Below are 11,405 nucleotides of genomic sequence, written 5' to 3' on the forward strand. Positions count from 1 at the left end.
AACACCATGGCCGAAGCAAAAGTACTCAGCGGCGCAGGCCTTCGCGGCCAGGTAGCCGGCCAGACCGCGCTGTCGACCGTTGGCCAGGCCGGTGCCGGCTTGACCTACCGTGGCTACGACGTCCGTGACCTGGCGGCCGGTGCCGAATTCGAAGAAGTGGCCTACCTGCTGCTGTACGGCGAGCTGCCGACCGAGGCCGAGCTGGCCGACTACAAGCGCAAGCTCAAGGGTCTGCGTGATCTGCCCCAGGCGCTGAAGGAAGTGCTCGAGCGTATCCCGGCCGATGCTCACCCGATGGACGTGATGCGTACCGGTTGCTCGGTGCTCGGCACTCTGGAGCCCGAGCTGACCTTCGAGCAGCAGCGCGAGAAGACCGACCGCCTGCTGGCGCTTTTCCCGGCCGTCATGTGCTACTGGTACCGCTTCAGCCACCAGGGCGTGCGCATCGACTGCACCAGCGACGAAGACACCCTTGGCGGCCACTTCCTGCACCTGCTGCACGGCAAGAAGCCGAGCGAGCTGCACGTCAAGGTGATGAACGTCTCGCTGATCCTGTACGCCGAGCACGAATTCAACGCCTCGACCTTCACTGCCCGCGTCTGCGCCTCGACCCTGTCCGACCTGTACTCGTGCATCACCGCTGCCATCGGCTCGCTGCGCGGCCCGCTGCACGGCGGCGCCAACGAAGCGGCCATGGAGCTGATCGAACGCTTCCAGAGCCCGCAGGAAGCCACTGCCGAGCTGCTGCGCATGCTCGAGCGCAAGGACAAGATCATGGGCTTCGGCCACGCGATCTACAAAGAGTCCGACCCGCGCAACGAGGTGATCAAGGGCTGGTCGAAGCAACTTGCCGACGAAGTCGGTGACAAGGTCCTGTACCCGGTCTCCGAAGCCATCGACAAGACCATGTGGGAGCAGAAGCGCCTGTTCCCGAACGCCGACTTCTACCATGCCTCGGCGTACCACTTCATGGGCATCCCGACCAAGCTGTTCACCCCGATCTTCGTCTGCTCGCGCCTGACCGGCTGGGCGGCGCACGTGTTCGAGCAGCGCGCCAACAACCGTATCATCCGTCCGAGCGCCGAGTATGTCGGCGTCGAACAGCGCCAGTTCGTGCCGATCGAGCAGCGCTGATTCGAACAGTGAGTCTGGCTGTGCTGGCCTCATCGCCGGCAAGCCGGCGATGAGGCCGGAACAGACAACCCAGCGCTACACATTCCACGACCGCACCGTGACCGAGCCTGATAACGATATGAACACTGCATTTCGCAAGAACCTGCCAGGCACCGACCTGGACTATTTCGACGCCCGCGCCGCGGTCGAGGCGATCAAGCCCGGCGCCTACGACGGCCTGCCATACACCTCTCGCGTGCTCGCTGAAAACCTGGTGCGCCGCTGCGACCCGGCCACCCTCGACGCCTCGCTCGGCCAGCTGATCGAGCGCAAGCGCGACCTCGACTTCCCCTGGTTCCCGGCCCGCGTGGTGTGCCACGACATCCTCGGCCAGACCGCCCTGGTCGACCTCGCCGGCCTGCGTGACGCCATTGCCGACAAAGGCGGCGACCCGGCCCAGGTCAACCCGGTGGTGCCGGTGCAGCTGATCGTCGACCACTCCCTGGCCGTCGAGTGCGGTGGTTTCGACCCGCAAGCGTTCGAAAAGAACCGCGCCATCGAAGACCGTCGCAACGAAGACCGCTTCCACTTCATCAACTGGACCAAGAAGGCGTTCAAGAACGTCGACGTGATCCAGCCCGGCAACGGCATCATGCACCAGATCAACCTGGAGAAGATGTCGCCGGTGATCCACAACGACCGCGGCGTCGCCTACCCGGACACCTGCGTCGGTACTGACAGCCACACCCCGCATGTCGACGCCCTGGGCGTGATCGCCATCGGCGTCGGCGGCCTCGAAGCCGAGAACGTCATGCTCGGCCGTGCCTCCTGGATGCGCCTGCCGGAAATCGTCGGCGTCGAGCTGACTGGCAAGCTGGCGCCGAACATCACCGCCACCGACCTGGTGCTGGCCCTGACCGAATTCCTGCGCAAGCAGAAAGTGGTGGGTGCGTATCTGGAGTTCTACGGCGAAGGCGCGCGTGCCCTGACCCTGGGCGACCGCGCGACCATCTCCAACATGGCTCCGGAATACGGCGCCACCGCCGCCATGTTCGCCATCGACCAGCAAACCATCGACTACCTCAAGCTGACCGGCCGCGAAGAGCAGCAGGTCAAGCTGGTGGAAACCTACGCCAGGGAAACCGGCCTGTGGGCCGACAGCCTGGCCAAGGCCGAGTACGAGCGTGTGCTGCAGTTCGACCTGTCGAGCGTGGTACGTAACATGGCCGGCCCGTCCAACCCGCATGCCCGTGTCGCCACCAGCGACCTGGCGGCCAAGGGCATCGCTGGCGCCTGGGAAGAAGTGCCTGGGCAGATGCCTGACGGCGCGGTGATCATCGCCGCCATCACCAGCTGCACCAACACCAGCAACCCGCGCAACGTGATCGCCGCCGGCCTGATGGCGCGCAACGCCAACAAGCTCGGCCTGAGCCGCAAGCCGTGGGTCAAGTCGTCCCTGGCCCCGGGTTCCAAGGCCGTGCAGCTGTACCTGGAAGAGGCGGGCCTGGAGAAGGAACTGGAGCAACTGGGCTTCGGCATCGTCGCCTTCGCCTGCACCACCTGCAACGGCATGTCCGGCGCGCTGGACCCGGTGATCCAGCAGGAGATCATCGACCGCGACCTGTACGCCACCGCCGTGCTGTCGGGCAACCGCAACTTCGACGGGCGTATCCACCCCTATGCCAAGCAGGCGTTCCTCGCCTCGCCGCCACTGGTAGTGGCCTACGCCATTGCCGGCACCATCCGCTTCGACATCGAAAAGGATGTGCTGGGCGTGGTCGATGGCAAGGAAATCCGCCTCAAGGACATCTGGCCGAGCGACGAGGAGATCGATGCGGTGGTGCGTGCGGCGGTCAAGCCCGAGCAGTTCCGCAAGGTCTACATCCCGATGTTCGCCATCGAGCAAGACCGTGGGCCGAAAGTGGCGCCGCTGTACGACTGGCGTCCGATGAGCACCTACATTCGCCGTCCGCCGTACTGGGAAGGCGCCCTGGCCGGTGAGCGCACCCTGCGTGGCATGCGCCCGCTGGCGGTACTTCCGGACAACATCACCACCGACCACCTGTCGCCGTCCAACGCCATCATGCTCGACAGCGCGGCGGGCGAGTACCTGGCGAAAATGGGCCTGCCGGAGGAAGACTTCAACTCCTACGCGACCCACCGTGGCGACCACCTGACTGCGCAGCGCGCCACCTTCGCCAACCCCAAGCTGTTCAACGAAATGGTGCGCAAGGAAGACGGCAGCGTGAAGCAGGGCTCGCTGGCGCGCATCGAGCCGGAAGGCAAGGTAACCCGCATGTGGGAAGCCATCGAGACCTACATGGAGCGCAAGCAGCCGCTGATCATCGTCGCCGGTGCCGACTACGGCCAGGGTTCGTCCCGCGACTGGGCGGCCAAGGGCGTGCGCCTGGCGGGTGTCGAGGCGATCGTTGCCGAAGGCTTCGAGCGCATCCACCGCACCAACCTGGTGGGCATGGGCGTGCTGCCGCTGGAGTTCAAACCGGGGACCGACCGCAAGACCCTGGAGCTCGATGGCAGCGAAACCTACGACGTGCTGGGTGCGCGTACCCCGCGTGCGACCCTGACCCTGGTGGTCACGCGCGCCAACGGTGAGCGCATCGAGGTGCCGGTGACCTGTCGCCTGGATACCGCGGAGGAAGTGTCGATCTACGAGGCCGGCGGGGTGCTGCAGCGCTTTGCCCAGGACTTCCTCGAGGCCTCGGCCTAAGGGGTAGCGGGGCTGCTTTGCAGCCCATCGCCGGCAAGCCGGCTCCCACTGGGATTGCACTGCCTTTGAGGCGAGCGCTGTACCTGTGGGAGCTGGCTTGCCAGCGATGGGGGCGCAGCGCCCCCAAGCGGCAACTTACCTTCAAGACAGGAATCACCCGATGCCACATGTACCCCAGATCAAAGTCCCTGCCACCTATATCCGTGGCGGCACCAGCAAGGGCGTGTTCTTCCGCCTGCAAGATCTCCCCGAAACCGCCCAGGTTCCTGGCCCGGCCCGTGATGCCCTGCTGCTGCGGGTGATCGGCAGCCCGGATCCTTACGGCAAGCAGATCGACGGCATGGGCGGCGCCACGTCGAGCACCAGCAAGACCGTGATCCTCTCGCCCGCCAGCAAGCCCGACCACGATGTCGACTACCTGTTCGGCCAGGTCTCCATCGACAAGGCATTCGTCGACTGGAGCGGCAACTGCGGCAACCTGTCCGCCGCTGTCGGTTCCTACGCCATCAGCAGCGGCCTGGTCGACCCGGCGCGCCTTCCGCGCAACGGCATCGCCACCGTGCGCATCTGGCAGGCCAATATCGGCAAGACCATCATCGCCCACGTGCCGATGACCGAAGGTGAAGTGCAGGAAACCGGCGACTTCGAACTCGACGGTGTCACCTTCCCAGCGGCCGAAGTGCAGCTCGAGTTCCTCGATCCGGCTGCCGACGAAGACGGTGACGGTGGCGCCATGTTCCCCACCGGTAACCTGGTGGATGAGCTGGACGTGCCAGGTGTCGGCTGCTTCAAGGTCACGCTGATCAATGCCGGCATCCCGACCATCTTCGTCAACGCCGCCGATATCGGCTACACCGGCACCGAGCTGCAGGACGCCATCAATGGTGATCCGCAGGCGCTGCTGCGTTTCGAGACGATCCGCGCCTATGGCGCCGTGCGCATGGGCCTGATCGAGAACGTCGACCAGGCTGCCGGGCGTCAGCACACGCCCAAGGTCGCTTTCGTTGCGCCACCAAGCACCTACACTGCGTCCAGTGGCAAGGCTGTCGCGGCAAGTGACATCGACCTGCTGGTGCGTGCGCTGTCCATGGGCAAGCTGCACCACGCAATGATGGGCACTGCCGCGGTGGCGATCGGTACCGCCGCTGCCATTCCTGGCACCCTGGTCAACCTCGCCGCTGGCGGGGGCGAACGCAGCGCCGTGCGTTTCGGGCATCCGTCCGGCACCTTGCGCGTTGGTGCCGAGGCGCGTCAGGTGAATGGCGAGTGGACGGTGACCAAGGCAATCATGAGCCGCAGTGCTCGCGTGCTGATGGAAGGCTGGGTGAGGGTGCCTGGCGACAGCTTCTGACGCACCAACGGCGCTCGGCTTTCGATGATTGGGGCTGCTGAGCGGCCCTTTCGCGACACAAGGCCGCTCCTACAGCGGTACGCGATTACCTGTAGGAGCGACCTTGTGTCGCCAAAGGGCTGCGCGGCAGCCCCCATTCACAGGAGCTGAAGATGAGCGCCAACGTGGACCTGAACGACCGCCCGGACTACGACCGGGTGCTGCAGACACTCGCCGACTACGTCCTCACCTATGAGGTCGAATCCCCCGAGGCACTGGACACTGCACGCAACTGCCTGATCGACACCCTTGGCTGTGGCCTGCTGGCCCTGCGCTTCCCCGAATGCAGCAAACACCTCGGCCCGATCGTCGAAGGAACCGTGGTCCCCAACGGCGCCCGTGTGCCCGGCACCGCCTACCGCCTCGACCCGGTCAAGGCCGCCTGGGACATTGGTTGCACCGTGCGCTGGTTGGACTACAACGACACCTGGCTGGCGGCCGAGTGGGGTCACCCCTCCGACAACCTGGGTGGGATCCTGGCGGTGGCCGATCACCTGTCGCAAAAACACGTGGCCAATGGCGAAGCCCCGCTGCTGATGCGCGAAGTGCTCGAAGCCATGGTCATGGCCCACGAGATCCAGGGCGTGCTGGCGCTGGAGAACGCCTTCAATCGGGTGGGCCTGGACCACGTGATACTGGTCAAGGTGGCGTCCACTGCAGTCTGCGCCAAGCTGATGGGGGCCAGCCGCGAGCAACTGCTCTCGGCGTTGTCCCATGCATTCGTCGACGGCCAGGCGCTGCGTACCTACCGCCATGCGCCTAACGCGGGCTCGCGCAAGTCGTGGGCTGCGGGTGATGCGTCGAGCCGCGGCGTGCGCCTGGCCGATATCGCCCTGCGTGGCGAAATGGGGGTGCCCGGCGTGCTCACGGCGTCGCAGTGGGGGTTCTACGACGTGTCGTTCAGCCACACCAACAAGGACCTGGCGCTCAAGCCGGCCGGGCAGCACGAACTGCGGCTGCCACAGCCCCTGGCCAGCTACGTGATGGAAAACGTGCTGTTCAAGATCAGCTTCCCCGCCGAGTTCCACGCCCAGACCGCCTGCGAGGCGGCGCTGCTGCTGCACCGAAAGGTGCGCAATCGCCTGCATGAGATCGACCGCATCGTCATTACTACTCAAGAGTCAGCGATCCGCATCATTTCCAAGGTCGGCCCGCTGGCCAATGCCGCCGACCGCGACCACTGCCTGCAGTACATGGTGGCGGTACCGCTGATCTTCGGGCGCCTGGAGGCCGAGGATTACGAGGATGCGTTCCATGCGGCGCACCCGAGCATCGACCGGCTGCGCGAGAAGATGGAAGTGGTGGAGGATCCGCGCTTCAGTCGCGAGTACCTGGAACCGGACAAGCGCTCGATTGCCAATGCGTTGCAGGTGTTCTTCAAGGATGGCAGTAGTACCGAACAGGTGGTGGTGGAGTATCCGCTTGGGCACCGGCGTCGGCGGGAGGAGGGCATACCCTTGCTGGAGGCGAAATTCCGCGAGAACCTGGCGACACGCTTTGCGCGGCAGCGCTGTGAGGCGATTTTTGCCTTGTGCAAGGACCAGCAGGCGCTGGAGGGCACGGCAGTGCACAGGTTTGTGGATCTGTTTGTGATCTAGGCTGGCTTCACCGGCCCTATCGCCGGCTTGCCGGCGATAGGGCCCGAAAGAGCCATAAAAAAACCCCGGCATTTCTGCCAGGGCTTTTTTTACACCTTACAACTCAGCTTACGCCTGAACCACCGGGATCTTGGCGTTGGCAGCCGCTTCGCGGAACTCGGCGATCTGGTCGAAGCTCAGGTAGCGGTAGACGTCGGCAGCCATGCTGTCGATGTCTTTCGCGTACTGCATGTACTCTTCGACGGTCGGCAGCTTGCCGATGATCGAAGCGACAGCAGCCAGCTCGGCCGATGCCAGGTACACGTTGGTGGCGTCGCCCAGACGGTTCGGGAAGTTGCGGGTCGAAGTGGAGACCACGGTCGAACCGGTCTGCACACGTGCCTGGTTACCCATGCACAGCGAACAGCCTGGCATTTCCATGCGCGCACCGGCCTTGCCGTAGATGCCGTAGTAGCCTTCTTCGGTCAGCTGATGAGCGTCCATCTTGGTTGGCGGAGCCAGCCACAGACGGGTCGGAATACCACCCTTGACCTTGTCCAGCAGCTTGCCGGCAGCGCGGAAGTGACCGATGTTGGTCATGCACGAACCGATGAACACTTCGTCGATCTTCTCGCCCTGTACGGTCGACAGCAGGCGGGCATCGTCCGGGTCGTTCGGCGCGCAGAGCACAGGCTCCTTGACGTCGGCCAGGTCGATCTCGATGATTTCGGCGTATTCGGCATCGGCGTCGGCCGACAGCAGCTCAGGCTTGGCCAGCCAGGCTTCCATGGCCTGGGCGCGGCGCTCCAGGGTGCGGGCATCGCCGTAGCCTTCGCCGATCATCCAGCGCAGCAGGGTGATGTTGGACTGCAGGTACTCGGCGATGGCCTTCTCTGGCAGCTTGATGGTGCAACCGGCAGCGGAACGCTCAGCCGAAGCGTCGGACAGCTCGAACGCTTGCTCGACGGTCAGGTCGTCCAGGCCTTCGATTTCCAGGATGCGGCCGGAGAAGGCGTTCTTCTTGCCTTTCTTCTCGACGGTCAGCAGGCCCTTCTGGATGGCGTAGTAAGGGATGGCATGGACCAGGTCACGCAGGGTGATGCCAGGCTGCAGTTTGCCCTTGAAACGCACCAGGATCGACTCGGGCATGTCCAGCGGCATGACGCCGGTGGCGGCGGCGAAGGCCACCAAGCCGGAACCGGCCGGGAACGAGATGCCGATCGGGAAGCGGGTGTGCGAGTCGCCACCGGTGCCCACGGTGTCAGGCATCAGCATGCGGTTCAGCCAGCTGTGGATGATGCCGTCGCCCGGACGCAGCGACACGCCGCCACGGGTGCGGATGAAGTCTGGCAGGGTGTGGTGGGTGTTGACGTCGATCGGCTTCGGATAAGCCGCGGTGTGGCAGAACGACTGCATGACCAGGTCGGCGGAGAAGCCCAGGCACGCCAGGTCTTTGAGCTCGTCGCGGGTCATCGGGCCAGTGGTGTCCTGGGAGCCGACGGTGGTCATCTTCGGCTCGCAGTAGGCGCCTGGGCGAACGCCCTGGCCTTCCGCCAGACCGCAGGCACGGCCGACCATCTTCTGCGCCAGGGTGAAGCCCTTGCCGGTGTCGGCAGGCTGCTCCGGCTTCTTGAACAGGTCCGATGGGCCCTGGCCCAGTTCGGCACGGGCTTTCTCGGTCAGGCCACGGCCGACGATCAGCGGGATACGGCCGCCAGCGCGGACTTCATCCAGCAGGACTTCGGTTTTCAGCTGGAAGCTGGTGACCAGTTCGTCGCTGCCGTGACGGCGTACTTCACCCTTGAACGGGTAGACGTCGATGACGTCGCCCATGGCCAGGTTGGTGCAGTCGAATTCGATCGGCAGGGCGCCGGCGTCTTCCATGGTGTTGTAGAAGATCGGGGCGATCTTGGTGCCGAAGCAGAAACCACCGGCGCGCTTGTTCGGCACGTTCGGGATGTCGTCGCCGAAGAACCACAGCACCGAGTTGGTGGCGGATTTGCGCGAGGAACCGGTACCGACCACGTCACCGACGTAGGCGACCGGGAAGCCCTTGGCCTTGACCGCTTCGATCTGGGCCAGCGGGCCGACCGAACCTGGCTGCTGGGGCTCGATGCCGTCACGGGCCATTTTCAGCATGGCCAGGGCGTGCAGCGGGATGTCAGGGCGCGACCAGGCGTCCGGGGCAGGGGACAGGTCGTCGGTGTTGGTTTCGCCAGGCACCTTGAACACGGTCAGGGTGTACTTGTCGGCGATGGCCGGGCGCGAGGTGAACCACTCGCCGGCAGCCCACGAGTCCAGCACGGCCTTGGCGTGGACGTTGCCCGCCTTGGCTTTTTCGGCCACATCGTGGAAGGCGTCGAACATCAGCAGGGTGTGCTTGAGCTGTTCGGCCGCGACGGCGCCCAGTTCGGCGTCATCCAGCAGCGCGACCAGCGTCTCGATGTTGTAGCCACCTTGCATGGTGCCCAGCAGCTCGGCAGCGTGCTTGCGGTCGATCAGCGGCGACTTGGCTTCGCCCTTGGCCACGGCGGACAGGAAGGCGGCCTTGACGTAGGCAGCTTCGTCCACGCCTGGCGGAACGCGGTTGGTGATCAGGTCTACGAGGAAGGCTTCTTCGCCGGCCGGCGGGTTTTTCAGCAGCTCGACCAGGCCTGCAGTTTGTTCGGCGTTCAGCGGCTGGGGCACGATACCCAGGGCGGCACGCTCTTCGATGTGTTTGCGGTAGGCTTCAAGCACAGTTATTACCCTCATCAGTGGTCCCTAAAGGGAGTCCGGGACGCTCATCCAGCATTCCATGCACCCATGCGCTACAACGGCTTTGTGAGCCGCCCAGCCAGGGTCGCAGAGAATCCTTACAGAAGCTGCTTTCAAAGTTTTACGCCTGCAGAACGGGGAGCTGATGAGGGCTGGCACGGGTATGCGAGGGGGCATGACCCGGGCCAACGCCGTTCTACCGGATTGACTGTGCTCGTGACGCTTTGAAAACAGCTTCCAACGGACATTGTTGCCTTTGAAAAGGCCGGATGATTCTACGGCAAAAATTTGTGGAAGGTAAGGCGCTGGACGAGACTTTAACGGGTGACCCTGGTTAGACAAAGGGCTAACATGGGCCGGTGTTCCACCGCCAAACTGTTGTTTTTCATGTCCAACCAGTCCATCAAGACCCCTTGCGTCGGCCTTTGCTCCACGGTGTATGGAGACACGGTGTGCCGTGGCTGCAAGCGTTTCCACCATGAAGTGATTCACTGGAACGGTTACGACGACGATCAGAAACGCGCCGTGTGGCTGCGCCTGGAGCAACTGCTGGTGCAGGTGATGATGGCCAAGCTCGAGGTGTTCGACAAAGGCCTGTTGCGCCAGCAACTGCAGCAACGGTCGATCCGCTTCGTCGAGCAGCAGTCAGAGTATTGCTGGGCGTATCAGCTGATTGCCCGCGGAGCGCGGATGATTCGTGACCTGGAAGCCTACGGCATGGTCTTGCTGCCGGAGTTTCGCGACTGGGAGCTGCCACAGTTGCGCGATGCCATCGACCGCGAGTTCTTCCTGCTTTCAGAGGCGCATTACCAGCGCTATATCGCGCCAGGGTTCTTGCGGGATGCCCTGGGAAATGGGCAACAGGGCTGAGGTTCTGTTGTGACTGTGCGGGCCTCATCGCGGGCAAGCCCGCTCCTACAGGTCAGTGGTGTACCTGTAGGAGCGGGCTTGCCCGCGATGATGTCAACGAGATGCCGGATCAATCCCCGGTGTATTCACACCCGCTGGTGCAGGTCTCGTGAATGCGCACCTTCGACAATTCCGGCATCAGCGGCTTGACCTGCTCCCAGATCCACTTGGCGATCACTTCGCTGGTGGGGTTCTCCAACCCGGGAATGTCATTCAGGTAGTTGTGGTCCAGCTGCTCGTAGATCGGCTTGAAGATCGCCTTGACCTCGGCGAAGTCGCGGATCCAGCCGGTGTGTGGGTCCAGCGGGCCGGTCAGGTGCAGGCCGACCTTGAACGAGTGGCCGTGCAGGCGGCCGCACTTGTGCCCGGCAGGCACGTGGGGCAGGCGATGGGCCGATTCGAATGTGAACTCTTTGAAAATTTCCACGCTGTCAGAACTCTGTAGGAATCATTACTGGAGGCGATTCTACCAGCATGACCGCTACAAGGCTTGCAGGCGTTCATGCAGCCGCCCGGTGGCAATCAGCTCCAGCAGTTCGTCACCCAGGCGCCGGCTTTCGGCAATCGCGAAATCCTGCTCGGTGTACAGTTCACCCAGCCGGCGGATGCCCGCCAGCGGATCGTCCAGGCAGGCACTGGCGAAGCGCCAGGAGCCGATCGAGGCGCCGATCAACGCACGCTGGCGCGGTGCCGACGGCAACCACTCACCGAACAGCGCCAGGTCCAGGCCCTGGATACCCAACGGTTTCGGTCCACCGGCGGCGCCTGGCAATACGCCGACGTCCTCGGCCCGCAAGCCACGCTCGCGGATCTGGCGCAGGGCGCGCTGGCCGGCCTTGAAGGTCAGGGCGGGGTACTTGATGTGGATGGCGCTCATGATGGGTCTCGTGGGCAACAGGCGGGCATTATAGGGTGTTCGAGGGTCCTATCG

Annotated in this window: 7 protein-coding genes and 1 pseudogene; 5 read left to right on the forward strand and 3 right to left on the reverse strand. The window is 64.2% G+C overall.

Annotated features, from left to right (window positions below):
• The first annotated feature begins 6 nt into the window (after positions 1 to 6).
• The 4 genes from prpC (at position 7) to prpD (ending at position 6,829) form a co-directional block, all read left to right on the forward strand.
• Positions 7 to 1,134, forward strand: a complete 1,128-nt coding sequence (prpC, locus tag PPL01S_RS10305) for a bifunctional 2-methylcitrate synthase/citrate synthase (protein WP_016394392.1) — start codon at positions 7 to 9, stop codon at positions 1,132 to 1,134.
• 118 nt (positions 1,135 to 1,252) lie between these two features.
• On the forward strand, positions 1,253 to 3,841 hold the full coding sequence (acnD, locus tag PPL01S_RS10310) for a Fe/S-dependent 2-methylisocitrate dehydratase AcnD (RefSeq protein ID WP_028625633.1): 2,589 nt from the start codon (positions 1,253 to 1,255) through the stop codon (positions 3,839 to 3,841).
• A 160-nt stretch (positions 3,842 to 4,001) separates the two neighbouring features.
• The gene (gene prpF, locus PPL01S_RS10315) at positions 4,002 to 5,192 is read left to right on the forward strand and encodes a 2-methylaconitate cis-trans isomerase PrpF (RefSeq protein WP_016394390.1); all 1,191 of its coding nucleotides are present in this window, start codon (positions 4,002 to 4,004) and stop codon (positions 5,190 to 5,192) included.
• A gap of 152 nt (positions 5,193 to 5,344) precedes the next feature.
• Positions 5,345 to 6,829 carry a 2-methylcitrate dehydratase gene (prpD, locus tag PPL01S_RS10320; protein WP_016394389.1) on the forward strand — a complete coding sequence of 495 codons (1,485 nt, stop codon included), beginning with the start codon at positions 5,345 to 5,347 and terminating at the stop codon, positions 6,827 to 6,829.
• A gap of 108 nt (positions 6,830 to 6,937) precedes the next feature.
• Here prpD and acnB read toward each other — a convergent pair whose 3' ends face one another.
• A complete protein-coding gene (gene acnB / locus PPL01S_RS10325; RefSeq protein WP_042155827.1) occupies positions 6,938 to 9,547 on the reverse strand; it encodes a bifunctional aconitate hydratase 2/2-methylisocitrate dehydratase in 2,610 nt (869 codons plus the stop codon).
• A 405-nt stretch (positions 9,548 to 9,952) separates the two neighbouring features.
• Here acnB and PPL01S_RS10330 point away from each other — a divergent pair, with 405 nt between their 5' ends.
• Positions 9,953 to 10,435, forward strand: a complete 483-nt coding sequence (locus PPL01S_RS10330; protein ID WP_162176869.1) for a DUF1289 domain-containing protein — start codon at positions 9,953 to 9,955, stop codon at positions 10,433 to 10,435.
• Between the two features lie 109 nt (positions 10,436 to 10,544).
• On the opposite strand, the gene queD is transcribed toward PPL01S_RS10330, so the two are convergent.
• Positions 10,545 to 10,901 carry a 6-carboxytetrahydropterin synthase QueD gene (gene queD, locus PPL01S_RS10335; RefSeq protein WP_016392794.1) on the reverse strand — a complete coding sequence of 119 codons (357 nt, stop codon included), beginning with the start codon at positions 10,899 to 10,901 and terminating at the stop codon, positions 10,545 to 10,547.
• Positions 10,902 to 11,000: 99 nt separating this feature from the next.
• Positions 11,001 to 11,351 (reverse strand): annotated as a pseudogene (locus tag PPL01S_RS10340) (patatin-like phospholipase family protein); the annotation flags it as partial.
• Positions 11,352 to 11,405: the final 54 nt, after the last annotated feature.

This window comes from Pseudomonas plecoglossicida NBRC 103162 = DSM 15088 (assembly GCF_000730665.1).
GTDB classification, from domain to species: domain Bacteria; phylum Pseudomonadota; class Gammaproteobacteria; order Pseudomonadales; family Pseudomonadaceae; genus Aquipseudomonas; species Aquipseudomonas plecoglossicida.

What these genes read in the sequence shown, in the direction of transcription:
- prpC (WP_016394392.1), top strand. Translation starts at nt 7, where the DNA reads ATGGCCGAAGCAAAAGTACTCAGCGGCGCAGGCCTTCGCGGCCAGGTA.
- acnD (WP_028625633.1), top strand. Translation starts at nt 1,253, where the DNA reads ATGAACACTGCATTTCGCAAGAACCTGCCAGGCACCGACCTGGACTAT.
- prpF (WP_016394390.1), top strand. Translation starts at nt 4,002, where the DNA reads ATGCCACATGTACCCCAGATCAAAGTCCCTGCCACCTATATCCGTGGC.
- prpD (WP_016394389.1), top strand. Translation starts at nt 5,345, where the DNA reads ATGAGCGCCAACGTGGACCTGAACGACCGCCCGGACTACGACCGGGTG.
- PPL01S_RS10330 (WP_162176869.1), top strand. Translation starts at nt 9,953, where the DNA reads ATGTCCAACCAGTCCATCAAGACCCCTTGCGTCGGCCTTTGCTCCACG.